20 protein-coding genes and 1 pseudogene are annotated in these 25329 nt (G+C 63.0%); 10 read left to right on the top strand and 11 right to left on the bottom strand.

Annotation, left to right across the window (positions count from 1 at the left end; all coding sequences use genetic code 11):
- Nucleotides 1–82: 82 nt before the first annotated feature.
- The 3 genes from G4D79_RS23980 (at nt 83) to G4D79_RS23970 (ending at nt 3234) form a co-directional block, all read left to right on the top strand.
- Nucleotides 83–1825, top strand: coding sequence for a glycerol-3-phosphate dehydrogenase/oxidase (locus tag G4D79_RS23980; protein WP_064688926.1), 1743 nt, complete (start codon nt 83–85; stop codon nt 1823–1825).
- Nucleotides 1826–1999: 174 nt separating this feature from the next.
- Entirely contained in the window at nt 2000–2467 is a 468-nt protein-coding gene (locus tag G4D79_RS23975) for a hypothetical protein (RefSeq protein ID WP_228232568.1), read from the top strand.
- Between the two features lie 50 nt (nt 2468–2517).
- Nucleotides 2518–3234, top strand: coding sequence for a GAF and ANTAR domain-containing protein (locus G4D79_RS23970; RefSeq protein ID WP_214514463.1), 717 nt, complete (start codon nt 2518–2520; stop codon nt 3232–3234).
- Here G4D79_RS23970 and G4D79_RS23965 read toward each other — a convergent pair.
- Nucleotides 3203–4150: a LysR family transcriptional regulator gene (locus tag G4D79_RS23965; RefSeq protein WP_214514462.1), complete on the bottom strand. Its 948-nt coding sequence runs from the start codon at nt 4148–4150 to the stop codon at nt 3203–3205. The two genes, G4D79_RS23970 and G4D79_RS23965, sit on opposite strands and share 32 nt — an antisense overlap.
- Before the next feature lie 153 nt (nt 4151–4303).
- On the opposite strand from G4D79_RS23965, the gene G4D79_RS23960 reads away from it, so the two are divergent.
- Both G4D79_RS23960 and G4D79_RS23955 read left to right on the top strand, forming a co-directional pair.
- Nucleotides 4304–5680: an MFS transporter gene (locus G4D79_RS23960; protein ID WP_003940819.1), complete on the top strand. Its 1377-nt coding sequence runs from the start codon at nt 4304–4306 to the stop codon at nt 5678–5680.
- On the top strand, nt 5677–6420 hold the full coding sequence (locus G4D79_RS23955) for a 3-hydroxybutyrate dehydrogenase (RefSeq protein ID WP_214514461.1): 744 nt from the start codon (nt 5677–5679) through the stop codon (nt 6418–6420). The genes G4D79_RS23960 and G4D79_RS23955 overlap by 4 nt, the downstream gene beginning before the upstream one ends.
- Before the next feature lie 36 nt (nt 6421–6456).
- On the opposite strand, the gene G4D79_RS23950 is transcribed toward G4D79_RS23955, so the two are convergent.
- The 3 genes and pseudogenes from G4D79_RS23950 to G4D79_RS23940 all read right to left on the bottom strand — a co-directional run bounded on the left by G4D79_RS23950 (nt 6457) and on the right by G4D79_RS23940 (nt 8938).
- Complete coding sequence (locus G4D79_RS23950; RefSeq protein WP_214514460.1) at nt 6457–7341, bottom strand: aldo/keto reductase; 885 nt, start codon at nt 7339–7341, stop codon at nt 6457–6459.
- 102 nt (nt 7342–7443) lie between these two features.
- Entirely contained in the window at nt 7444–7980 is a 537-nt protein-coding gene (locus G4D79_RS23945; protein ID WP_003940745.1) for a hypothetical protein, read from the bottom strand.
- A gap of 17 nt (nt 7981–7997) precedes the next feature.
- Nucleotides 7998–8938 (bottom strand): annotated as a pseudogene (locus G4D79_RS23940) (oxygenase MpaB family protein).
- An 87-nt stretch (nt 8939–9025) separates the two neighbouring features.
- Here G4D79_RS23940 and G4D79_RS23935 point away from each other — a divergent pair.
- On the top strand, nt 9026–9595 hold the full coding sequence (locus G4D79_RS23935) for a TetR/AcrR family transcriptional regulator (protein ID WP_007727263.1): 570 nt from the start codon (nt 9026–9028) through the stop codon (nt 9593–9595).
- On the opposite strand, the gene G4D79_RS23930 is transcribed toward G4D79_RS23935, so the two are convergent.
- Both G4D79_RS23930 and G4D79_RS23925 read right to left on the bottom strand, forming a co-directional pair.
- The gene (locus G4D79_RS23930) at nt 9582–10373 is read right to left on the bottom strand and encodes a DNA-formamidopyrimidine glycosylase family protein (RefSeq protein ID WP_030535047.1); all 792 of its coding nucleotides are present in this window, start codon (nt 10371–10373) and stop codon (nt 9582–9584) included. The genes G4D79_RS23935 and G4D79_RS23930 overlap by 14 nt on opposite strands.
- 63 nt (nt 10374–10436) lie before the next feature.
- Entirely contained in the window at nt 10437–14984 is a 4548-nt protein-coding gene (locus G4D79_RS23925; protein ID WP_042449813.1) for an ATP-dependent helicase, read from the bottom strand.
- Between the two features lie 106 nt (nt 14985–15090).
- Here G4D79_RS23925 and G4D79_RS23920 point away from each other — a divergent pair, with 106 nt between their 5' ends.
- Nucleotides 15091–16422, top strand: a complete 1332-nt coding sequence (locus tag G4D79_RS23920; protein WP_003940851.1) for an anaerobic C4-dicarboxylate transporter family protein — start codon at nt 15091–15093, stop codon at nt 16420–16422.
- Nucleotides 16423–16460: 38 nt separating this feature from the next.
- Here G4D79_RS23920 and G4D79_RS23915 read toward each other — a convergent pair whose 3' ends face one another.
- The 3 genes from G4D79_RS23915 to G4D79_RS23905 are packed head-to-tail and all read right to left on the bottom strand — an operon-like array spanning nt 16461 to nt 19209.
- Nucleotides 16461–17552 carry an N-formylglutamate amidohydrolase gene (locus tag G4D79_RS23915; RefSeq protein WP_214514459.1) on the bottom strand — a complete coding sequence of 364 codons (1092 nt, stop codon included), beginning with the start codon at nt 17550–17552 and terminating at the stop codon, nt 16461–16463.
- A 34-nt stretch (nt 17553–17586) separates the two neighbouring features.
- Nucleotides 17587–18591: an acyl-CoA dehydrogenase family protein gene (locus G4D79_RS23910; RefSeq protein ID WP_214514458.1), complete on the bottom strand. Its 1005-nt coding sequence runs from the start codon at nt 18589–18591 to the stop codon at nt 17587–17589.
- 54 nt (nt 18592–18645) lie between these two features.
- Complete coding sequence (locus G4D79_RS23905) at nt 18646–19209, bottom strand: helix-turn-helix domain-containing protein (RefSeq protein ID WP_007727247.1); 564 nt, start codon at nt 19207–19209, stop codon at nt 18646–18648.
- 134 nt (nt 19210–19343) lie between these two features.
- Between G4D79_RS23905 and G4D79_RS23900 the strand changes: the two genes are divergently transcribed.
- Genes G4D79_RS23900 through G4D79_RS23890 form a run of 3 tightly spaced genes read left to right on the top strand, consistent with a single transcriptional unit; the run spans nt 19344 to nt 22562 of the window.
- Nucleotides 19344–20735, top strand: coding sequence for a uracil-xanthine permease family protein (locus tag G4D79_RS23900; RefSeq protein WP_007727244.1), 1392 nt, complete (start codon nt 19344–19346; stop codon nt 20733–20735).
- A complete protein-coding gene (locus G4D79_RS23895) occupies nt 20716–21780 on the top strand; it encodes an isopenicillin N synthase family oxygenase (RefSeq protein WP_214514457.1) in 1065 nt (354 codons plus the stop codon). The genes G4D79_RS23900 and G4D79_RS23895 overlap by 20 nt, the downstream gene beginning before the upstream one ends.
- On the top strand, nt 21777–22562 hold the full coding sequence (locus G4D79_RS23890; protein ID WP_058039073.1) for an alpha/beta fold hydrolase: 786 nt from the start codon (nt 21777–21779) through the stop codon (nt 22560–22562). The genes G4D79_RS23895 and G4D79_RS23890 overlap by 4 nt, the downstream gene beginning before the upstream one ends.
- On the opposite strand, the gene G4D79_RS23885 is transcribed toward G4D79_RS23890, so the two are convergent.
- Nucleotides 22513–24018 (bottom strand): aldehyde dehydrogenase family protein, encoded by a 1506-nt coding sequence (locus G4D79_RS23885; protein WP_003940993.1) that lies wholly within the window; start codon nt 24016–24018, stop codon nt 22513–22515. The two genes, G4D79_RS23890 and G4D79_RS23885, sit on opposite strands and share 50 nt — an antisense overlap.
- On the bottom strand, nt 24005–25300 hold the full coding sequence (locus G4D79_RS23880; RefSeq protein ID WP_214514456.1) for a VOC family protein: 1296 nt from the start codon (nt 25298–25300) through the stop codon (nt 24005–24007). The genes G4D79_RS23885 and G4D79_RS23880 overlap by 14 nt, the downstream gene beginning before the upstream one ends.
- Between the last annotated feature and the right edge of the window lie 29 nt (nt 25301–25329).

Genomic DNA, 25329 nt, shown 5'->3' with positions numbered 1-25329 from the left:
CAGTAATCCGTGCGCTGTCGCAGTATGTGGATCAAGCTACTAGCCTGTAAACGGATTCGTCGTCGACTTACAGGAGACCGGGTTGAGTAAGCAGCAAGGTGCGCAGTTTCTCGGCCCGCAGCAGCGCGAAGCTGCTTGGGAACAACTTCAGACCGAGCAATTCGACGTCGTCGTGGTGGGCGGTGGTGTCGTCGGTGTCGGAGCGGCCCTCGATGCGGCCACCCGCGGGCTGAAGGTTGCGTTGGTCGAGGCCCGTGACTACGCATCCGGTACGTCCAGTCGCTCGTCGAAGATGTTCCACGGCGGTCTCCGCTATCTCGAGCAACTAGAATTCGGCCTCGTTCGTGAGGCGTTGCGTGAGCGCGAACTCTCGCTGACCACGCTCGCTCCGCACCTGGTCAAGCCGCTGAAGTTTCTGTTCCCCTTGGCTCACCGAGTGTGGGAACGCCCGTACATGGCCGCGGGAATCTTCCTCTACGACCGGATGGGCGGCGCCAAATCGGTCCCCTCCCAGAAGCACTTGACCCGGGCGGGCGCACTGCGCATGTCGCCGAGCCTCAAGCGCAGTTCACTGACCGGTGGCATCCAGTACTACGACACCGTCGTCGACGACGCTCGGCACACCATGACCGTTGCACGGACCGCCGCCCACTACGGCGCGGTTGTCCGAACGTCGACGCAGGTCGTGGGATTTCTGCGTGAAGCGGACCGGGTCTCGGGAGTTCGTGTTCGCGACTGCGAAGACGGCCGTACCGCGGAGGTCAAGGGTCACGTCGTCATCAATGCAACCGGTGTCTGGACGGACGAAATCCAGGCCCTCTCACGTCAGCGCGGACGGTTCCGGGTGCGAGCGTCGAAGGGCGTACACATCGTCGTCCCGCGCGATCGCATCGTCAGTGAAGCCGCCATCATCCTGCGTACCGAGAAATCGGTGCTGTTCGTCATTCCGTGGGGCAGTCACTGGATCATCGGCACCACGGACACCGACTGGAACTTGGATCTCGCTCACCCAGCGGCAACCAAAGCAGATATCGACTACATCCTCGGCCACGTGAACTCCGTTCTGGTCACGCCGCTGACGCACGCCGACATCGACGGTGTCTACGCAGGCCTGCGTCCGCTGCTTGCCGGTGAGAGCGACGAGACGTCGAAGCTCTCGCGCGAGCACGCCGTTGCCCGTGTGGCTCCAGGCCTGGTCGCCATCGCCGGTGGAAAGTACACGACGTATCGGGTCATGGCGGAAGACGCCGTCGACGTCGCAGCAGAAGACATTCCGGCGCGAGTGGCATCGTCGATCACGGAGAAGGTGCCGCTCGTCGGCGCCGACGGATACTTCGCGTTGATCAATCAGACTGTGCAACTGGGCGAGCAGTACGGCTTGCATCCGTATCGCGTCAAGCACTTGCTCGACCGCTACGGTTCACTCATCACGGAGGTCCTCGAACTCGGCCGACAGACGCCGGAGTTGTTGCAGCCCATCACAGATGCCCCCGATTACCTTCAGGTCGAGGCTGTGTACGCCGCCGCGGCCGAGGGTGCATTGCACCTCGACGACATCCTGGCTCGCCGCATGCGCATCGCAATCGAGTACCCGCATCGTGGTGTCAACTGTGCGCAACAGGTTGCCGGATTGGTTGCCCCGATTCTCGGTTGGGATGCCGCCACCGTCGAGCGCGAGGTCGACACGTACCGAGCGCGCGTCGAAGCGGAGATCGAGTCGCAGACCCAGCCGGACGACGAGTCGGCCGACGCCTTGCGCGCCGCAGCGCCGGAGTCTCGGACCGAGATCCTCGAACCCGTCGTCGTGGTGCCGGATCGGGTCTGAGTCGCCCGTCGTTTGTTCTCGGTCTGTCGCGGGTAGGCGGATGTCGAATCACCACCCGTGTCAGCACAGACCGGTCGAGCGTCGCCCAGGAGGATCCCAATGTTCGGTAGTCGGTCGAGATCTGCTGAGGAACACATAGCCACTGCTTATCTGGTCACTCACCTGTGCGGAGCGATGGTAGGGCTGCAACTCTCGCGGTCACTCTCGGACTCGTACGGCGCGTGGGCTGACGGTGAGCTGGACTCGTTGCCGGGTGAGCTCGAGTACGAGATCGAGCAGCTGCTGCAACTGATCGAGGACACCCAGGGCATATCTCTGCCGCGGTACTCCAAGATCGACGCGACGGTCAATCGGATCAGGCGCCTCGTCCATGTCGACGCCATCTGGCGCAACCGTCTCGTGAAGCTGGCAACTCTCGAGATCATGCGGACCGCTCTGTGCGGCAAGAGTGCGATGTGGGAGGTCCTGAGAGACATTCCGGCCGGGGAGACGGAGGAGCAGTACCGCGAGCTCAACGACCTGGTGTCCAAGCAGATCACCACCGTCACGGCTCTGCATCACCGCGCGGCCACGGAAGCTTTTCAGGGGACGGACGGGCGGGAATCGGCGAGCGGCGGCGACCCCATCCGCTCGAGTAAGTAAGGTTTGTACCGTTCGGTGAAGAATTCGATGAACGGTAGACCCCGAGGTGTATGGAGATGGCTGAGCGCGACCAAGCACTGACAGAACCCACGGCAGTGTTCGCGGCGTTGGCGGAGATCCTCTACTCCGCAGCAGACAGCGCCGAGGTGTACTCCGCGATCTGTTCGGCGGCTGTCGAGTTGATTCCCGGTTGCGATCACGCAAGCCTGATGCTGCGACGGGGAAACACCAACGTCACGGTAGCGGCAAGCGACGAGATCGCCGAGTATGCAGACGATCTCGAACGTGCGACTGGCGAGGGGCCGTGCATCGACGCCCTCGACACGGAGGCGCCGCAGCTCGAGTCAGATCTTCGCACTCCGAATCAGTGGCCCGAGTTCGCTCGGAAAGTCGTGGCAGAGACACCCATTCGTGGCTCGATGGGGTTCCGACTGATGGTCGATCGTCAGAAGTTCGGTGCCCTCAACCTCTTCTCCGACACTCCGGGTGCGTTCACGGAAACTGTTGCCGACCACGCGATCATGTTGGCATCGTTTGCATCCGTGGCCGTCACCGCGCTGAACCGAGGAGAGGATGCCGACTCGCTGCGGCGCGGCCTGGCGAGCAGTCGCGAAATCGGTCAGGCCGTCGGTCTGCTGATGGCTTTGCATCGGGTGTCCGACGACGAGGCCTTCGACATTCTGGTGCGAACCTCGCAGAACATGAACGTCAAGATCGCCGAGTTGGCGCGCAAGCTCATCGTCCAGCATCGTTCGACTCTGGACTGAGCGCTTCGTTCGCCCCGGGCGAGCCGAGGAGTTGAGATCGCTTGCGATCCACCGTCTCTCGAAGTGCCGTCACCACCGCTGCGACTTCCGGTCGGCGCAAGGATTCAGAACGAGCCACCAACCAGTACGAAAGTCTGACTTCGATGTGAGCCGGCAGCACGCGAATCAGATCGTCGTGCTGCTCGGCCATGAAGCAGGGGAGCAAGCCGATGCCGGCACCCGCGCGCGTTGCCTCGATGTGGACGAACACGTTGGTGGACGTGACGGCCTCGCGCATGGAAACCGTGAGCTTGCGAGCCAGATCGAGTTCGTCGACCTGCAGCATCGAGTCGATGAAATACACGAGCGAGTGTTCGGCCAGCTCTTCGGCACTTTCGGGAACAGCATTCTGACGTAGATACTCTCGGGAGGCGTACAAACCCAACGCGTAGTCGGCCAGATGGACGGCCTCGGCGCGGTGAACTTGAGGTTTGCCGACAACAACCTCGATGTCGAGCCCCGAGCGTATCTGCGACGCCTTTCTGGTCGCGACGACTATCTCCACGCTCACGCGAGGATGGCGTCTGCGAACCGCTGCGCCGGCGGGGGCCGCGATGTATGCGCTGAAGCCGTCGGTGGCCGAGACCCGCACGACGCCGTCGAGTTGCTGCTGACCGGTGGAGTCGAGTGCCAGTTCGTTCACCGCGGCCTCGATGCGCTCGGCCGCGCTGAGGGCTTGTCTGCCCAGGTCGGTCAACTCCCAGCCGCCGGACGAGCGGGCCAGTACACGGCCGCCGAGGCTCTTCTCGAGCGAGGCGATGCGGCGCGAAATGGTGGTGTGGTTGAGGCCCAGGTCGTCGGCGGCGGTGTTGAAGCGGCCGGTGCGACCGACCGCGAGAAGCACCAGTAGGTCGTCCGGGCTCAGTCCGAGTGTCATATCTGCATTTTTGCACCTGTATGGTGCGAGATTTGTCATTGTCGTGCCAAGAATCTGCACCGATACTCATCGAGTCACAAAAAATGTGCGAGCGGTCACATTCCTGATCGTGAAGAGCAGGCGAATCGCGAACTGAAGACGAGGGAGTCCACGATGAGCGTCGACAACATGCCGAAACCCGAGAGCCAAGCCCCACCATCGGGGCTGAAGAAGGTGGTCGGCGCCTCGATGGCGGGCACCGTGGTCGAGTGGTACGAGTTCTTTCTGTACGGCACGGCGGCCACGCTGGTCTTCAGCAAAGTCTTCTTTCCTGGCGGCGGCAACGAGCTGGATGCGATCATCGCGGCTTTCATCACCTACGCCGTCGGATTCGCCGCCCGGCCACTCGGCGGAATCGTCTTCGGATATTTCGGAGACAAGTTCGGCCGGAAGCAGTTGTTGCAGTTCAGTTTGCTGCTGGTCGGTGCCGCGACCTTCCTGATGGGCTGCCTACCGACCTACGGTCAGATCGGCTACTGGGCGCCGGCACTGCTGGTCACGCTGCGCTTCATCCAAGGATTTGCTGTCGGCGGCGAATGGGGTGGGGCGGTACTCCTTGTCGCCGAGCACAGCCCGAATCGATCTCGCGGGTTCTGGTCGTCCTGGCCTCAGGCCGGCGTGCCGATGGGCAACCTGGTGGCCACTGTCGTGCTGTTGATCCTGACGTCGACGCTCTCGGACGAATCCTTCATGAGTTGGGGCTGGCGCGTTGCCTTCTGGCTCTCCGCGGTGATCGTTCTGGTCGGGTACTACGTTCGGACCAAGGTCACCGACGCTCCCATTTTCATTGCGGCGCAGAAGGAAGCAGAACTGGTCAAGGCAACCTCGTACAGCGTTTTCGAGGTGGTCAAGCGTTACCCGCGCGGAGTGTTGACCGCGATGGGCCTGCGTTTCGCCGAAAACGTCATGTACTACCTCGTGGTGACATTCTCGATCACCTACCTCAAGGTCGTCGTTCATGCGGACACGGCGCACATCCTCTGGTGGATGCTGATGGCACATGCCGTGCACTTCGCAGTGATTCCGTTGGTAGGCAAACTGTCCGACACGATCGGTCGACGCCCGGTGTACATGATCGGCGCCGTCACCGCTGGAACATGGGGATTCTTCGCCTTTCCGATGATGAACAGCGGGCACAATGCAGTCATCTTGTCGGCAATCATCATCGGGCTTGTGTTCCACGCGTTCATGTACGCCGGCCAACCCGCGATCATGGCCGAGATGTTCCCGACCCGGATGCGCTATTCCGGTGTCTCCCTGGGATATCAGGTCACGTCGATCGTGGCAGGTTCACTGGCTCCGATCATCGCGACCGGACTGCTGAGCAAGTTCGACTCCTCGGTTCCTATCGCGATCTATCTCCTGTTGGCATCCCTGGTCACCATCGTCGCAGTCGTTTTCGCGCGGGAGACCAAGGGAATCTCGCTCGAGTCCGTCGATGCTGCCGACGCACGAGTGCTCGCCGACGAGCGGGCCGGTGTTTCCGCATGACGCTCTCCGGCAAAACGGCACTGGTCACCGGTGGTGCCAGCGGTATCGGCGAGGCGTGTGCTCGACTCCTTGCCGCCCGCGGCGCCCACGTCACCGTCGCTGATCTCGACGACGTCGCCGCGAAGGCGCTGGCCGACGAGATCGACGGCACTGCGTGGGCCGTCGATCTCCTCGACACCGACCAACTCGTGGATCTGGCACTCGAGACGGACATACTTGTCAACAACGCCGGCATTCAACGGGTCAGTCCCATCGAGGATTTCGACGTCGAGGACTTCCGGAAGATTCAACGCCTCATGGTCGAAGCGCCGTTCCTCCTGGTCAGAGCGGCCCTGCCGTACATGTACCGCAAAGAATTCGGGCGCATCGTCAACATTTCCTCGGTCCACGGGCTCCGCGCTTCGGCATTCAAGAGTGCGTACGTCACGGCAAAGCACGGACTCGAAGGCCTGTCGAAAGTTGTTGCGCTCGAGGGTGCCCCACACGATGTCACCAGTAACTGTGTCAATCCGGGCTACGTCCTGACACCACTCGTGCGATCCCAGATCTCCGACCAGGCAAAGGTTCACGGAATCAGTGAATCCGAGGTTGTCGAGAAGGTGATGCTCACTGAGAGCGCGATCAAACGGATGGTCGAGCCCGCAGAAGTGGCATCGCTGGTGGGGTGGCTGGCATCGACCGAGGCGTCGATGGTGACGGGGGCTTCGTACACCATCGACGGCGGGTGGAGCGCCAGCTAGATCACTGGGGCTGCTGTGTTGTTCAAGCTGCCGGGTTCAGGCTTCGGGAATCTCGATTCCGAACTTCTCGCGGGTGATGACCTCGGGTTCGGGACCGCCGCGAACTCCGGTGTCGAGTGCGTCGATTGCGGAGAGTTCTTCGGCGGTGAGTTCGAAGTCGAACACGTCGAAGTTCTCCGCGATCCGCGAGGGAGTCACCGACTTGGGGATCACCTGGCGGCCCTGCTGGAGGTGCCAGCGCAGCATCACCTGTGCAGGCGACTTGCCGTGAGCGGTCGCGATGGCGCCGATGGTGGCGTCCTCGAGGGTCGAGCCGTGGGAGCCGTCGCGGTAGAACGTGATTCCGCCGATCGGTGACCATGCCTGAGACAGAATCCCGCGATCGGCGTCGGCCTCGAGCAAAGTCGACTGCCTGAAGTACGGATGAACCTCGATCTGGTTGACCGCCGGCACCACGGACGTTGCGTCCAGGAGTCGGGTGAGGTGATCCGGCATGAAGTTACTGACTCCGATGGCGCGGACCTTGCCGTCGGCCAGAAGCGTTTCCAACGCCCTGTACGCGTCGATCGTGCGCTCGAACTCGCTCGGCAACGCCTGATGGAGGATCAGAAGGTCGAGTTGTTCGACACCGAGTTTGCCTGCGCTCTTGTCGAAGGCATGCAGAGTCTCGTCGTATCCGTAGTCGGTGATCCAGACCTTCGACTCGACGAAGATGTCCGCGCGATCGAGTCCGGATCGCCGGATCGCCTCACCGACGCCCTTCTCGTTGCCGTAGGCCGCGGCAGTGTCGATATGGCGATAACCCGTCGATAGCGCGGACTCGACGGCGGCGAGTGTTTCGTCCGGCGGCGTCTGGTACACGCCGAAGCCAAGCGCGGGGATGTCGACGCCGTTGTTCAGTTTCAGACTCGGGATGCTCATGTCGTCCACGGTAGCGGCGGCCGGGGGTTCGGCGGGAGTGACTGCTCAGCCGGGTAACGGCAGTACCCCTTCAGGCCTGGGGATTCGCGATCGGGGGATTCGTCAATGAGTGAGCACTATCTTCAACCCGACTATGAGGGTGGCGACGGCAGCGAGGCCGAAGGCTGCCAGATGTGTGTTCGTACTGACTTTCTCGCCGTGCAGTCGGCTGATCACGTAACTGGTGGAACCGATCCGCAGGATCAAGACGATTTCCGCGATCAACTGCGCCGTCCGTGGCTCCAGGAAGTTGAACCACGCCGTCGCGAGAATGACGACAGGAACAACCGCAGAGGTGAGGATCGGGACGGAATCGCGAAGCGAGTCGATTCTCTCCGCGGTCGTCAGTCGGCGATCGTTGCGAATGCTCTCGCCGACGCCCTCGGCAAATGTGTGGGCGATGTATGTCGACAATGCCGTGCCGACCACAATCGCGGCGCCGAGCGATTCCTGAGATTTCGTCACCGGTATGAGTGCGGCGAGGACAAGAATGTTGCCGTAGATGTACGCGGTGGTCCTCGCCGCCACACGTTCTTGTCCCAGCGGCGCACCGTGAGACGTGATCGGACGGTTCAGCAGGGTTCGCAGGTCCCACTCCATGTTCAGAGCATGGCAGATCAGACCCTGGGGCTGTAGTGCATCGGGTTATCTCGCTGCTCGAGCGGGGGCAGGTTGCGCGCCGGTGTGTGGACCAGTGGTGCATCGGCGGGGATTCGGCCGTCAGCTCGATCCCATCCCGCGCGAGCACGTGGCTGATACCGGTATCGCCACGGCACCAGACGGAAGACGGCGTTGACGGTGCGGCCGACAGCGTTGTGAATTTTCTGATCGCGACTGGTCCACGAGTAGCCGAGTAGGTCTCGAACCGGTTGGTCGTACATTCCGACCGTCAGCCACACGAATCCGCGGGCGAGGGGGATTCGGGCGAGCCGCCACAACGGATCGGGTAGCCACGTCATGTACGGGGGCTTGCCGAGTCCCGACAGGTCGAGGACGTCGCGGGTCGCCTTGTTGTCTTCGAGTACGTTGCGGCACATGTGGTCCCAGTACTCCTGAAATGCTTCCCAGGTCTCGGGAACAGGGCGCATGCTCATCCCTACAGGCGGTACCACTGAATGTGCTCGGTGAAGAGCTGACGTTTCTGGGCCTCGGTCAAGCCACCGGAGAAGTTCTCGGCAGTGACGATGGTGCCCATGAAGAATGTTGCGTGCGCCCAGTAGAAAGTGTCGGGATCAAGTGCGTGATACCGACGCCCCAACTTGTCGACGCCCTTGATTCGTGTGTGATAGCCGCGGACTTCTTCGGCTGTCTGCTGCGCGCGATCGCCGTCGAAGACCACGCCTGCAATGGGATACAGCGAGCGGTACAGCCGTTCCCACCGCTCGTCGAAGAATTGCGAATGCTCCTCGACTCCGGCGCCGAGGCCGGGGTGCATGTTCTGCATCGAACCGGCCCAGACGCCTTGCAGCATCCCGCGCCAGTCGCCGAAATACTTCCACGTCAGGGAATCCGGACCGAGGGGAACCGGGGTGCTGCTGTCGTCAAGTTGACTACGCATGTTGTCAGATTAGGATCGACAACAGCGGTAGTCAAGGATCGAATGCCGGGTGCATTGAAGATCAAGTGTCGGCGAAGTGGGGAAGTTGTGAGCATCGAAGAACGCAGGGCCACTCGAAAGGCGACGTTGTTCGACGTCGGAGTGACACTGCTCGGTGCGGTCGACGGTCCGGCCGTCAACGTGCGTGCGGTCTGCAAGGCTGCCGGTCTGACCGAGCGGTACTTCTACGAAAGCTTCACCGATCGCGATCAGTACGTTGTCGCGGTCCACACGTTTGTCGCCGAGCGCGCGCAGTCGGCGCTTGCGTCGGCAGTGGAGTCGGAGACGACATCCGAGGCCGTCGCCACCGCTGCGGTCGACGCTTTCGTCAAGCTCATGGTCGACGATCCGGCGATGGGGAGAGTGCTCCTGATCGCCCCGCTGTCGGAACCCGTCCTGAGCGGCCGCGGTATCGAATCGATGCCGGCGTTCGTCGACCTGGTGTACGACCAGTTGTCCGAGATCGCTGATCCCGTGGACAAGCAACTGGTGGCAGTCGGACTGGTCGGGGCGTTGTTCACACTGTTCATCGGTTATCTGGACGGCACGATCGTCGTGGACCGTGATCGATTTGTCCGCCACTGCGTCAGGCTGCTGATCAACGCTAACCAGGCGTGAAGGGCTGGCAGGCCGGGCAGAAGAAGATATTTCGCTCGGTGAGCTGATCCGGTCCGAGGGTGTCTTCTCTGATGCGAGTCCCGCAACGGCGGCATGGTTTTCCGCGTCTGCCGTACACCCATGTCTGCCTACCGGGGCGGGTGTCGCCGGTGGTGACCCGGATGCGACGTGACTTGTTGACGTTGATGGTGCGAAAAGACAGATCCACTATCGCGTCGAGATTCCCCGCGAGATGTGTCGGCGTTTTCGGGTGAATACCTCGTAGGAAGCAGATCTCGTTTCGGTACACGTTGCCCAGTCCGGCCATCACCCGCTGATCCAGGAGCGCGATTCCGATCGGTACGGAGTCGGCGGCCCGTAGATTTCGGGCGGCCACGGAACTGTCCCAATCGGTCCCGAGCAGATCCGGTCCGAGATGTCCGACGGCCTCCTGTTCCTGCCCGAGTTCGAGGATCTCGGTGATTCCCAGTGAAAAGCCAACTGCTACAGAGTCTTCGGTGGCCAAGATGATGCGCGCTTGATGGGCGGGTCGGCGCCAGCGCTCGCCGGGGCGATAAATCTGCCACTGACCTTCCATCTTCAGATGCGTGTGAATGGACGCTTCGCCCACTCGGATCAGGAGATGTTTTCCGCGGCTGGCGACGGAATCCACGCGGTGGCCCGAGAGATCAACCGTGGCGTAACGAGGAACGCGGACGTCGCAGGTGGTGAGTACCTTCTCGGCCAGGGCAGCGCGCAGTTCATTGGCGGCCCGCCACACGGTATCGCCCTCAGGCATGGTCGCCGCACCCACACTTCAGGATCTCAACTTCCACGATCTCAATCATCATGACCCCAATCCTCATGACCGCAACCGGAATCCGCGAGGGGTGGCCGCGAAGCCGGCTTCGACCAGGACCGGAGCAAAATCGTTGCCGTGGATGGTCTCTCCGTCGACCTTCTCCACTACCAACTTGTCGATGGCGCGAGACGTCACCTTCTGAGCAAGTGACAGTGCTGCCAGGCGCAACGTTCCGCCGTCGTCGGTGAATGTCAGGATCGTGCGACCGCCGCGCTCGACGAACAGAACCAACTCACCCTCCACCAGAACTACCAATGCGCCGGCTTTTCGCCCGGGTCGGTGTCCTGGTGACTCTTCGCCCCCCGACGCCGGCCACGGCAGCGCCGCGCCGTACGGGTTTGCCGGATCGCACGCCGCGAGAGTGACTGCAGCCGAGGAGGTGTGGCGCCCCTCGATGGAATCACCGAACGTCCGCAAGCGGTCCACCACGGGAGGCGTCGAGAATTGAGCGCCGCCCAGGGTGTCCACGAAGTATCCGCGTCGAGCGCGCCCGTTGTCCTCGAACGTGCTCAGTACCTTGTAGATCAACGCGAAACCGCCCGGCACGTTCTCGCTCATCACCGAACCGCGGGTGACGACGCCGTATCGTTCGAGCAGCAGATCAGCCGTGGCGTGCGCCCGGATAGTGGGGTCAGGTTCGATACCTGGCAGCTGGAACCACCGACCGGAGGCGGTTGCCGGTCCCGTGCGCGCGGGCGTGGAAGCGCGGGCCATTCCGCGGTACGGACGGGCCCGCGGAACACGGCGAGGTGATCGGTGACTGGTTGTTGTTCTGGTGGTGTCGGAGAGAAGTGCGCGCAGCGGCGCAACGGTGTCGTTACCGATGTGTCCGAGCCACACCAACTCCCACAGTGCCGTTGTCACCGCACTGTCGACCGTGTCCGCAGCCGACTCCGTAGTTCGCAACGCGTCGACCAACTGGCGGAAGAAGTAGGCACCGCCGCCGGACAGCAGGTCGAGGATGCGCTTCTGCAATTCCGAGACGTCGGTGTCGGCGGGCGAATTGAGCGTGATCGGTGCCAGGTCGGCGGGGTGCAGCACTACCCACCCGTCTTTGCCCGAGATAGCTCCCGATCCGGACCACAAGACTTCACCCGTCGACGTGAGTTCGTCCAACATCGCGGGAGAGTAGTCGGCAACTCGGCTCGGCAGGATCAACGATTCGAGAGCGGACGCCGGAATCGGAACGCCGGCAAGTTGATCGACCACCGTTGCAACACCGTCGATTCCTCGCAGCGTGCCGCCCACGTGCTGCCAACTGGGAAGGAATCGCCCGAGGGTCGCGGTGCTGACCGGCTCGACCTCCTGCCGTGCCGCGGCGAGCGAGCGACGCCGCAAGCGACGCAGGACCTCGGCGTCGCACCATTCGCTCCCGGTTGCAGACGGGCGGAATTCACCTTCCAGGACCCGCTTTTCGAGCGCGAGCCGACCGAGAACGTCACGCGCGACTGATACTCCGAGACCGAAGCGTGCAGCCGCGTCGGCGAGAGTGAAGGGACCGTGGGTGCGGGCGTACCGGCTCAGGAGGTCGTCGAGTGGTTGATCGACCGGCTCGATGAACGCGGCCGGAACGCCGATGGGTAGGGGAACGCCGAGTCCATCGCGAAGCCGCGCTGCATCTTCGACGACGGTCCACCAGCTCTCGCCCGCATACGAGACGTGGAGGGCACGTTTGTCCGTAACCAACTTCTCGAGCCATGAGACCGGGTCCTCGAGACAGCGTTCGGTGACTTCTTCGGTGGTCAGCGGGCCGAGCATGCGGAGGAGGTCGGCAACACCCTCGAGGTCCTTGGCCTTTCGGTCAGGGACGAGCCGTTGCAGTTCACGTTCGGCCTGCTCGATCACTCCGGCGTCGAGGAGCTCGCGCAGTTCGACGCGGCCGAGGAGTTCGGCCAACAGCGTGGAGTCCAAGGACAAAGCGGCGGCGCGTCGCTCGGCGAGGGGGCTGTCGCCCTCGTACATGAACGCACCCACGTAGTTGAACAGGAGCGCACTGGCGAACGGAGACGGAGAGGCCGTCTCCACCTCGACGATTCGAATCTGCCTTTTCTCGATCTTGCCGAACAATTCCTTCAGTGCAGGCAGGTCGTAAACGTCCTGCAAGCACTCGCGTACGGTCTCGAGCAGGATCGGGAAGGTCGGGAACTTGCGGGCGACGTCCAGCAGTTGCGCCGACCGCTGACGCTGCTGCCACAGTGGTGCACGTTTTCCGGGATTGCGGCGGGGGAGAAGCAGTGCGCGGGCGGCACATTCGCGGAATCGGGAAGCGAAGAGCGCGGAGCCGCCCACCTCCTGGGTGACCAGATCTTCGATGTCCTCGACGTCGAAGGTGAACAGTTCGGCGCCGGGAGGTTCGTTCTCGGTGTCGGGGAGACGGATGATGATGCCGTCGTCGGAGGCCGTCGGGCTGGAATCGACGCCGTATCGTTCCTGCAGGCGCGCCCCGATGGCGAGGGCCCATGGTGCGTGAACCCGTTGGCCGTACGGGGAATGCAGCACCAGACGCCAGTCACCGAGTTCGTCGCGGAAGCGTTCGACCACCAGGGTTCGATCCGACGGCACCTGCCCGGTGGCATTCTTCTGCTCACCGACGAGTTGGATCAGGTTGGTAGTCGCGTTGTGATCGAGCCCGCCCACGCGGCAACGCTCGACGACGTCGGCTTCGTTGCCGAGAGCCGTTTCGCGCACGAACTGCCCCAACGCCTGTCCGAGTTCGGCGGGGCGACCGAGTCCGTCGCCGTGCCAGAAGGGCAAACGACCCGGCATGCCGTAGGCGGGGCTGACCAGAACCCGATCGAAGGTGATCTCCTCGATCCGCCAACTGGTGGCGCCGAGCGCAAAGACGTCGCCGACCCGGGATTCGTAGACCATTTCCTCGTCGAGTTCGCCGACGCGGGACGCTTTCTCGCCAACCATGTAGACGGTGAAGAGGCCGCGGTCGGGGATTGCGCCGCCGGAAGTGACGGCCAAACGCTGCGAACCCGGGCGGCCCGTGAGCGTGTTGGACTCACGATCCCAGACAAGGCGAGGACGTAATTCGGCGAACTCGTCCGAGGGGTACCGCCCCGCCAGCAAGTCCAGAGTCGATTCGTACGCCGAACGGGGAAGCGTTGCAAAGGAACCGCTTCGGCGAACCGTCTCGAACCAGTCGTCGACGTCGATCGGTTCGAGAGCGGTGGCCGCAACAGTTTGCTGAGCGAGGATGTCGAGGGGATTGGCCGGAACGGCCATCGCTTCGATCTTGCCTTCGACCATGCGCTCGACGGTCACCGCGCAATGAATCAGGTCGGTGCGATGCTTGGGGAAGACGACGCCTCGCGATATCTCGCCGACCTGGTGGCCGGCGCGGCCGACACGTTGCAGGCCGCTGGCAACCGAAGGCGGTGCCTCCACCTGGATGACCAAGTCGACGGCGCCCATGTCGATTCCGAGTTCGAGGCTGCTGGTGGCGACGACGCATCGCAATCGACCCGATTTGAGGTCGTCTTCGATGAGGGCTCGCTGGTCTTTGCTGACCGATCCGTGGTGGGCGCGAGCAAGGAGGGGTTCTGCGCCGTAGTTGACCTCGGTGGGAGCCCCGATCTGCGCGGGCGGGCGAGATGTTTTCTCGACGGCCAGACCGATGCGTTCTGCATGAATCTCGTTGAGCCTGGCTGTCAATCGTTCGGCGAGGCGGCGAGAGTTGGCGAACACGATGGACGATCGGTGGTCGAGAACGAGGTCGACGATCTGTTCCTCGACGTGGGGCCAGATCGAACCGGCTTGCGGGGTGGGAGATTCGGAACCGTCGTCCGGCGTCGCGATCCCCAGTTCGGTCATGTCCTCGACGGGAACACGGACCGTGAGGTCGAATGTCTTGGCGGCAGGCGGTGCCACGATTCGGATCGGTGCCGAACCGGCGAGGAACCGCCCGATCTCCTCGTGCGGACGGACAGTGGCCGACAATCCGATGCGTTGCGCCGGACGCTCGAGCAAGCCGTCCAGGCGTTCCAGTGAGAGCGCAAGGTGCGAGCCACGCTTGGTACCCGCCACCGCGTGAACCTCGTCGACGATCACGGTGTCGACACCGACCAGTGTTTCCCGGGCAGCGGAGGTGAGCATCAGGAACAACGACTCAGGCGTGGTGATCAGGATGTCCGGAGGACGTTTGATCAACGAGCGTCGATCGGCCTGGGACGTATCGCCGGAACGGACACCGACGGTGATCTCGGGCGGGGTGAGGCCCAGACGCTTCGCCGTCTGCGTGATGCCGACCAGCGGCGCGCGAAGGTTCCGCTCGACGTCCACACCCAGCGCTTTGAGCGGCGAAATGTAGAGGACTTTGGTGGCGCGTTCGCCTTCGTCCTTGGCGGCGAGTTGGTCGAGCGCCCACAGGAACGCCGACAATGTCTTGCCGGAGCCGGTGGGTGCGACGACAAGAGTGTGAGAGCCACTCGCGATGGATTCCCAGGCACCGAGCTGCGCAGCAGTCGGCGCGCTGAAAGCCCCGCCGAACCACTCGCGTGTGGCGGGCGAGAACCTACCGAGGACGTTGGTCACGACCACCATATTGCCCCTTCCCACCGACAGCGTGTTCGTGCCTGCAGCCGAAGTGCAGAGCATACTATTTGCCCTGTTATAGCGATTCTCTCGTTATCGAGAAGGCGAGTGCCTGATGGAAGCAGTCAAGATTGTCCTCGAGCTGGCGGTAGTGCTCGGGGCGATTGTCATGGGTACCAGATCGAGCGGTGTCGCTCTCGGTCTGTGGGGCGGCGCAGGTGTTGCCGTCCTCGTGTTCGTCTTCGGAGAGGACGTCGGCAGTCCGCCGGTCGACGCTCTCCTCATCGTCCTGTCCGTCGTCCTCGCGTCGTCGATGATGCAGGCGGCCGGTGGTATCGACTGGATGGTCACCATCGCGGCCAAGTTGATCGAATCTCGCCCGAAACAGATCACGCTGATCGCGCCGTTGGTGTCATTCCTGTTCTCGGTCGGTGCCGGCACGTCCAACATCCTCTACCCACTGCTCCCCGTCATCTACGACGTCTCGTACAAGAACGGTGTGCGGCCGTCACGACCGCTGTCGCTGTCAGTTGTCTCGACCGGTGTGGCGCTGGCGTGTAGTCCGGTGTCCGCGGCAATGGCGGCAATGGTCACGCTGACCGACGTGCCGCCCTACGATTTCGAACTCATCGACATCATCAAGATCACCTTCCCGGCTGCTGTTGTCGGCATCGTCCTTTCCTCCATCGCGGTCAACCGACTCGGCAAAGATCTCGACGACGACCCGGAGATACAGGCGAAGATGAAGTCGGGCGAATTGGCCGGACCTGGTGCAGCTTCCAAGACCGAACTCGTCTCGACGAAGACCGGACGAAACGCGGCACTGATCTTCCTGGCCGGCGTCCTGGCTATCGTGATCTTCGGCCTGTTCAAGGGGATTCGTCCCGAAGCTGCCGACGGTACTCCGATGGGGATGACACCGATCATCGAAATGCTGATGTTCGTCGTGGGTACGTTGATCCTGCTGGTGTGCCGCCCGAATGTCGCCGACGTGCCGTCGTCGACGGTGTTCCGTGCCGGTATGGTCTCGGCCATCGCGCTGTTCGGTCTGGCATGGCTGACGGACACGTTCATCAGCGCCCATTCCGAGCTGATCACGAGCACCGTCGGCGACTGGGTCAACGCCGCGCCGTGGATCTTCGCGCTCGGTGTCTTCCTGGTCTGTGTACTGACGACCAGTCAGTCGACCGCTACGAGGACCATCGTGCCGATCGGTCTCGCTGCCGGGATTGCACCCGGTCTGGTGAGCGGAATGTGGGCCGGAGCGTTTGCCGGCGTCTATCTGTTGCCGACAAACGGTTCGCAGATCGCGGCTGCGAACTTCGACCTCTCGGGCAGCACGAAGCTCGGTTCCAAGCTCGTCGACCACTCGTTCTTCCTGCCGACCATCATCTTGGCCGTCACGACGATTGCGGCCGGCGCGTTGTTCGGAGTGGTGCTCGGTTGAGTATTGCGGCTGAGTCAGCCCTGAGTGACAGCGCTGAGTCAGCTGTTGCGGTAGTGGTCCCAGCTCGCCTTGCACGCGTGGGCGAGCTGGTCCACCCGTTCGGCGTCGGGTGTCGGCCAGTCGACGCCGGGTTCCATGATGTAGGCGGCCAGTTCGTCTCCCAGTAGGAATTCTCGTTTGAATTCGGCCTGAACCGCGCTCAACGTGATCCCGGCTTCGGCGGCGCGGGCGCTCAATTCGGCGAATCTGGCTCCGGCTCGAATGATTTCGAAACTGCCGAGGTACGGCTGATTGAGAGCGACGGCATCCGGATCGTCGACCTGAAATCCCTTGCGATGTGAGACCGCAAGTGTGCGTATGAGCTCCGGATCCATCGTCACGGGATTGTCGCCGCGTCGATTGCCGTCGTGGTCGCCACGATTGGAGAGCGCGACGACGTCGGGGAGCCGATCTGCTTCCGGCCGTTCGACATTGACGGCGCCGTCCTGCCGGGTGGTGTGGTTCATCGTGTCGTGGAACGACAAGGTCGTGAACGATCGACCGAGTTCGAAGCTCTTCGCCACCATGGCTTCGATCAGTGCGTCGCGAGTTCTCTCGTAGACGCCCAAACCGTGTTCAGCTGTCTCGGTGAAGGTCTCGGCGAGGTCCTTCCAACCCGCGTCGTCGGTCGGCTCGAGCAGCAGGGGGTAGAACGAGAAGGTGACAGGGCGAACTGCGTCGACACCGGCGAGGTCCGCTTTGTTGCCGGCACCGGCCTCGTGGACGCGGGCGAAGGCCTCGCGCAGTGACGCTTCCAGGTTTTCGGGCTTCGCACGGTTGGGATCGCGAATCATGCGAGGGTGCGGATTCTCGACGTATACGATGCGCGAATCGATTTCGGCCCAACGGCGCACGATGGGACTGGTGGACATGTCGGTGAAGTCGAACTGCAGCCGCTGTGTGAACTCGGGTGCGAGAAAGCGTGAGAGTTCTGCTGGAATCGCGGAACCCGAGTGTGGGCAACTGACAAGAAGGTCGGCGTCGGCGATGGCGTCGTCGAGACTGCGGGAGTCACGATCGGCATAGAACGTCAGGTCCTCCGCCGTGAACACGGTTCCGGCCGGGATGAGTACTGGTTCTCCACTGGTCATGAGCCCCAGCGTAATCGAGTACAACCGTGCGTACTCAGTATCCGCTGAGTCGTTCCACGAGAGCTGTTTTGATCTCCGGGCGACCAGCCGCGACAAGAGTGAAGGTGGCTTCACGCATGAGCCGCTCGGGGGTGTTGCTGCCGACCAGAGCGCGGCTTCCGGTCGCAGTCACGAGTGCGGCCGATGCGCGTATCGCAAGTTCCGACGCTCGGGCGCGGGCGGCCGACATGTCGCCGCCGTCGCGCAGTGCTGCATCGAGATCGGCGCGCGCCCGGGTGGCTTGTTCCTCGAACGCGTCGGTGTCGACTCCCAGATCCGCGAGTTCGGTGACAGCACGGCGGGTGATGCCCATGGCCATCGCGCCGTTGAGCCACAAGCCGGGGAGCTGGGTGCTCTGGAATTGTTCGTCGCTGACGACAGCACAGACGTCGGTATCGGGAATTTCGAAAGCGTCGAACACGATTCGGACGGTGTTGCTCCCGCGCGCCGCGATCAGTGGAAGCTCCTCGATCGTCAGACCCGGGGCCTCGCCCACCGGTACGACGGAATGAACGATGGAATTGTCGAACTCGTCGCGCGCCGACACCAAGAGAACATCGACGATGCCCCAACCGGTGACGAAGGGTGCGATCCCGTCGAGGACGTAGCCGTCGTTCACCCGCTTCGCCCACAGGAGCGGTGGGCGGGGGATGGCGCCGGCATAGGCAACCCCACCGCGAATCGTGCCGGAAACCAGACCGTCCCAGTATTGTTCGCGCAGAGGTGCATTGGGACTCGCCGCCAGGGCTCCGACGACGCCGTGATGCTGCATCCAGGTGAACGTCGTCGCGAGGCAACCGCCGCACAAGGTTTCGAGGACCTCGACCAGTTCTTCGCTGCTGGGGCCACCCTCACCGAGGGCAGCGATGCCGTAGAAGCCGTCGGCGGCGAGCGCGTCGAAATGGCTGCTGGGGATTTCTCCGTCGGCGTCGACGCTGTCGGCGACGGGAAACAGAACGGTATCGGCGATCTCACGCGCAAGTTCCGGCCACTTGGTCACGCTGTCAGGGTAAGCCGTGAGCGGGGGTTGTGGTGTGGAACCGAAACCGAGCATCTAGAACGAGGGCGGCGAACTCACGATGAGGAATCTCGCCACCGCGTCGGTGCGATTGAACCACCGGTGTGGGATGGTCGAGGTGTAGAGGAGGGTGTCGCCTACGTGAAGAACGTGATGCTCGTCCAGTCCCACCTCGACCTCGACAGATCCTTCGAGAACATGAATGAACTCTTCGCCGGCGTGCTCGGTGTGCTCACCTGCCTCGGAATGAGGTGCTGCCGTGATCTCGTTGGGTTCCATGGTCCGTGAGCCGGTGGAGCAGAATCGAATCACCGAATCGTGTGCCAGTTCGAAGGTTCGCCCCTCGCCGGCGCGGACGAGGCTGGACGGAGTTCGCTCACCCTGCGCCAAGAGTGCGTGCGCCGTGGTGCCGAGCGATTGCGCGAGGCGATGAAGGTTCATGACACTGGGTACTGCGTGGCCGTTTTCGGTCTGGCTCAGGAAGGGCTGCGACAAGCCCGACTTCACGGCAACCTCGCGCAACGTCAGTCCGGCTTCTTTTCGCGCCGTCCGCACGGCAGCCCCGATTGCGGTCGCTATCGCCTTCTGGTCGTCGTCCATGTGCCGAAGATAGCAGTGCTCTGGTGAAAGTTTTGATTACACAGACGAAACAAATTCGACCACGGTAAGAAATTATCGACGTGCTGAATAGTCCCGTACACGAAACACTTCCAGCTTCGGACGGAGATCGGCGCATGGCCATCCATCCTGTCGACCAGCGGCTCCCATTTGCCCGCCAGTCTGCTTTTGCTCTTCAGCACGTCCTCATCATGTACACCGGCTGCATCACGGTCCCGCTGGTTTTCGGTGCCGCCGTAGGGCTGGACCGCAGCACAGTCGCGATGCTGATCAGCGCGGACTTGCTCGTTGCAGGCATCATCACGATCATTCAGAGCCTGGGCGTCGGGAAGGTCGCCGGTGTCCGGCTGCCGATCGTCTGCGGGGCGACCTTCGCCGGGCTGACGCCGATGATTCTGATCGCCAAGGAGTACGGCCTGCAGGCGGTGTACGGGTCCATGCTGGTCGGTGGCGTAGTCGGCATTGCCTTGGCCGTGCCGTTCGCCAAGATCGTCCGATACTTCCCACCCCTGGTTACCGGCGTCGTCCTCACAGTCATCGGCATCTCGTTGATCGGTGTCGCAGGAGGACTGATCGTCGGAAACGACCCCACCTCCCCGTCGTTCGCCGACCCGAAGAATCTGGCGCTGGCTGCCGCAGTCGTTGTGGTCGCGGTGGCCTTCATCTGCCTCGGCCGCGGGATGTGGACGCAGCTCGGTGTACTGATGGCGCTGGTGATCGGCACCGTGATCGCCATCCCGATGGGCCTGATCGATCTGAGTGGCGTCGGCGGCTCGGCCTGGGTGGGCTTCCCGATGCCGTTCCACTTCGGCGCTCCGGAGTTTCCCGTCACCGCCGTGGTGGCGATGAGTATCGTCATGGCAGTCGTCTTCGCAGAATCGACGGCGAGCATGCTGGCGGTCAGCGAGATCACCGGAAAGCCTTTGAAGAAAGCAGATCTCGCACGAGGGCTGGTGGCCGACGGGATGTCGGGAGTTCTGGGCGGAATCTTCAATGCCTTTGTCGACACCGTTTTCTCGCAGAATGTCGGCGCCGTTGCCACGACCCGGGTGTACAGCCGGTACGTGACCGCTACCAGCGGTGCCATTCTGATCGTCCTCGGCCTCATCCCGCGAATGGGTGAAGTGGTTGCAGCCCTGCCTGATCCGGTGGTCGGCGGCGTCGGAATCATCTTGTTCTCCACTGTCGCCGTGGTCGGAATCAACACGCTGCGCAAGGTCGATCTCAGCGACCCGATCAACACCACGATCGCCGCTGTATCGGTGGGGATCGGTATTCTTCCGGAATTTGCGGAAGGGATGTTCGAGCGATTCCCCTCCTCGGCTCAGATCCTCCTCGGTAGCGGCATCACCTTGGCTGCGGCCTCGGCCTTTTCGCTCAATCTGCTGTTCAATCACACCCGACTCGGTGAACTCGCGAGGCGATCGCGAGAGAGCCTCCATGCCACTGCAAAATCTGAACCCGCCACCAGCTCTGCAGGAGACGCCAGTGTCACAGTCCCAGTCTGATCCCTTCGAAGTGCCCGTCGTCGACATCTCGCCTTACGTGCTCGGTGGTGCCGACCAGGACAAGGCGCGAGTGGCTGCCGAAGTCGACCATGCTTGTCGGACTGTAGGTTTCATGCAGATTCGGGGCCACGGTGTTCCGGCCGCTGTTTCTTCCGGCCTCGCCGAAGCGATGGACGACTTCTTCGGGCTGCCGATGGAGACGAAGTCGGGCTACCGAATCGAGGGCGCGAATCGTGGGTACAGCCCGCCCAAGAGTGAGTCGCTGAGCCTGAGCCTCGGCGTCGAATCCGCGACCAGAATGAACGACTTTTTCGAGGCCTTCAACGTCGGAACCGAAGCCCGATCATTCACCGAACTCGAACTGTCGGAGGACGATTACGGAATCAACCTGTGGCCCGCAGTGTCTGGTTTCACGGCGCGGGTGGAGAATTACTACGCCCATGGCGAGCGGGTGGCACGCACACTGACCACCATTTTCGAAGACGCGCTCGGGCTGACCCCAGGATTCTTCGAGTCGATCACCGACCACTCCATCGACGTACTGCGGATGAACAACTACGCGTTACCCGAAGGGACGGTGACGTTGGACGGTGAGTTGAAGGGGATGGGCGAACATACCGATTTCGGGCTGGTCACCGTGCTGTGGGCGGATCAGGTCGAAGGTTTGCAAGTACTCGGGAGCGACCGACGCTGGCACGATGTCTGGCCGCACGACGGCGCGCTACTGGTCAACCTCGGGGATCTCACCGCGCGACTGACCAACGACAGGTGGATGTCCACGCTGCACCGAGTTGCGCCTCCGGTGGTGAACGGCACCATCAAGCGCCGGCGATCGGCGGCCTTCTTCCATGACGGAAACGTCGACGCGGTGATTGCGACCTTGCCGAGTTTTCAGGACGACTCCGGCTTGGAGTACGAACCCATTACCGTTCGCGATCACATCAAGGCCAAATTGGCCGGGTCGAGGCAGGGGAAGTCCAACGTCGCCGCAGGTCGTGAGGCGGCTCGGGTACTTTCGGCTGCAGAGCTCGAGGTCAAGCAGTGAGTGCACGGAACATCGTCCTGATCCACGGAGCGTGGGCCGGCGGGTGGGTCTGGGATCGTGTGTGTGGCCCACTGAAATCGGCCGGCTTCAATCCCGTTGTGGTGGAGCTTCCCGGCTCGGGAAGTTGGAACCCAGACGACGTGATCGATCTCGATGTCGTTGCCGAACATGTTGTGGCAGTTGTCGAGTCCTTGGACGGACAGTGCGCCCTCGTCGGTCACTCCGGCGGTGGCATCGTGGCCTCACAGGTGGCTGAGTTGCTGCCTTCGCGGGTAACGGGTCTTGTGTACGTCGCAGGGATGATGCTTCCATCGCAGACGGACTTCGGTATGCTCTGCATCGAACTCGGTCTGGAAAGTCCGGTCGGGATCTCACGTTGGTTGGTCCCCGCCGACGACGGGGATGCGACGGCTGTTCCGCCCGAAGCCGGTGCCGCTGTGTTCTTCCACGAAGCGCCGGTGGCTGATGCGATCTTCGCCGCGCGCATGCTCGTTCCACAACTGGAGTCAGCCCGCCTGATGGCACCGGTCTGGACGGAAGAGCGATTCGGAACCGTGCCGAGGTTGTATGTCGAATGCACGCTGGATCGAACCGTGCCGATCGAGGCTCAACGCGCCATGCAGAGACTTGTCCCCGGTGCCCAGGTGGTCAGCCTGGGCACCGACCATGCACCGCAGTTGTCGGCGCTCCCGGAGTTGATCGACGCGATCACCGATTTCGCCCGGCAGGTGTTCAGCCGAACTCGACCCCTTGAGCCAGCGGAAGCTGGTCCGAGTAATTGACGGTATTGGTGGCTCGGCGCATGTATGCCTTCCACGAATCCGAACCCGACTCGCGTCCGCCGCCAGTCTCCTTCTCCCCGCCGAATGCGCCGCCGATCTCCGCACCGGACGTTCCGATGTTCACGTTCGCGATGCCGCAATCGGAGCCGTCGGCGGCGAGGAAGCGCTCTGCTTCTCGCTGGTCGAGTGTAAAGATCGAGGACGAAAGTCCTTGAGGTACGCCGTTGTGCAGCGCAATGGCGTCGTCGAAATCGGTGTAGGTCAAGACATAGAGGATGGGTGCAAAAGTCTCCGCCCGTACCACCTCGGTCTGTGCTGGCATACGAACGAGAGCGGGCGTCACGTAGAACCCGGAATCGCCGACGCGGTCCCCGCCACACACCACAGTTCCGCCGTCCGCGCGTGCGGCCGAGAGCGATTTCTGCATCGTCTCGAACGCGGCTTCGTTGATCAGCGGCCCGACCAGAACACCGGAATCGAAGGGACTACCGACCTGGAGTTGCGCGTACGCGGACGCAACGCGGTCGACGACGTTGTCGGCGATCGACTCGTGAACGATGAGCCGGCGCAGTGAGGTGCAGCGCTGCCCGGCAGTTCCAGCGGCGGAGAAGACAATTCCGCGCACGGCAAGCTCGAGATCCGCCGACGGCGTGACGACTGCGGCGTTGTTTCCACCCAGCTCCAGGAGACTTCGTCCGAAGCGCTCGGCGACCCGCGGAGCCACGGCGCGGCCCATCCTCACGGAACCGGTGGCGCTGACCAAGGCCACGAGTGGGTTGTCCACGAGAGCCTCACCGACGTCACGTCCGCCGACGACCAACTGGTGAACGTCGATCGGTGCTTGACAGTCGGCGAGTGCGCGTCGGAGGAGGGCGTCACATGCCAGTGCAGTCAGCGGCGTGGTCTCCGAAGGCTTCCAGACGACGGCGTCGCCGCACACGAGAGCAATGGCGGTATTCCACGACCACACCGCGACGGGAAAGTTGAACGCGGAGATGACTCCGACAACGCCGAGAGGGTGCCACGTTTCCGTCAACCGGTGTCCGGGACGCTCGGACGGCATGGTGCGTCCGTAGAGCTGCCGGGAGAGACCGACGGCGAACTCGCAGATGTCGATCATCTCCTGTACCTCGCCGAGAGCCTCCGAGGTGACCTTCCCGGCCTCCAACGTCACGATTTCCGCGAGGTCATCCTTGTGCTCGGTCAGTAAGCTGCCCAGCCGGCGTACGACCGCGCCGCGCGCCGGAGCGGGAACGGTTCGCCAGGTGAGGAACGCACGATGAGCCGCCTCGACGGCGTCGTCGACCTCTCGGCCGGAGTGCTGCCGAACGGTACGCAGTTGCGTACCGGTGATGGGGGTTCGTGCGCTCAGGTCGCCGGCGGGCCACTCGACACCGCACGCGGCAAGGGCGCTTTCGGCGCGATCGGCGAGGCTCGAAGAATCAGGCAGGTTCACTGGGGAGTCCTCTGTCGTTGTGGGCGGGAGGCAGCACGGCACGTGACGCCTCTTGTTGTGCGCGGTACAGCTCGAACGGATCTTCGATGGTGCGGTCGATGGCGCCCTCCAATCGATCCTGCCCGTATTCGGCGCCGGGCGCATCGGAAACGAATCCGGTCACGGAATCGAGATTGGATGCGAAGATCCCGGCCGCGGAGGCAGGTAGGAAGTCCTCGTAGACGATCGGGTCGAGGACGACAACAGTTCCTTCGTTTCGGTACGTGAAGTACGCCAACCCCGCGGCATCGAGTTCGCTTTCGGAGTGCGGAAATTCGCTGTCCCAGTCGGCGTCCTCGGGCGTGGCGATCAGTCGGTCGTAGATCGCTCGCCCGCTGCGGGTCAACGCGATTCCGCGTGCCTCCACCTCGCCGAATCTGACGCGGACGGGCTCAGTGGTGACCGATCCGTCGTGCTGACGGAAGAGTCTGTCTTCGGCCAATGCACGAAACGACGTCTGCCGCAGAAGTAGTGGTGGTCCGCTCCATCTCGGCGGGCCTTGGATGCGGTCGATCATGGTGATACCGCGCTCGGTCATGCGGCGGTACAACTCGTCGATGTCGAGCACTCGCGGGGTGAGGTGATTGACGTGGGTCGAGCCCTGCCCCGCAATGTCTGCAGCGACAGGCGAGATTGCGGCGAGTTCGCGGTACCAGCCCGCGTCGATGGGATCGGTGCCGAGCCGAAACGCCGAGGTCGCTGCATCGACGAACTGTGTCGCCTCGGGCTCCGTCAGGCCGCCCTCGCGACTCGATTGACGTGCCCACTGCAGAAGTTCGGGAGAGAACAGGGTCCGGCGACGCAGAAACCCGGTGATCCGACGCTCGAGGTCGGTGTCGAAGAACCTGGAATCGGAACTGGTCAGCACCGAGGTGAAAACGCGGAACGGGTTCCGGGCGAGTTCGGCGGGATCGGTGGGGCGAAATGCCGTCGAGACAGCGGGAATGGGGGAGGCGGTGAGCCGGAGGTCGTAATAGCCGACCGGAAACATACCGAATCCGCCGAAGACGGTGGCTACGTCACGTAGTTCGTCGAGAGTCCCCAGTCTGATGGCGCCGTGACGCTCGGCGCTGACTCTCGCCAGGCTGCCCAGGCGCTCCGCAGAATCCGGATGTTCGGCGGCAAAATTACGGTTCACCTGCATGGTTACATCTACCAAGGTGTTGTAAGCGGGGACCTCGTCGCCATACATCTTGGCGAGGGCCGCTGCGAACCGTGCACGTAGCTCCCAGGTTTCAACCATACGAATGTCCGATTGCGTTAGCCTGCGCA

It is taken from the genome of Rhodococcus sp. WY5 (assembly GCF_018588185.1).
Taxonomy (GTDB): domain Bacteria; phylum Actinomycetota; class Actinomycetes; order Mycobacteriales; family Mycobacteriaceae; genus Rhodococcus_F; species Rhodococcus_F qingshengii.
The sequence above is the reverse complement of the archived record's forward strand: the minus strand, read 5'-3'. Positions and strand labels throughout refer to the sequence as shown.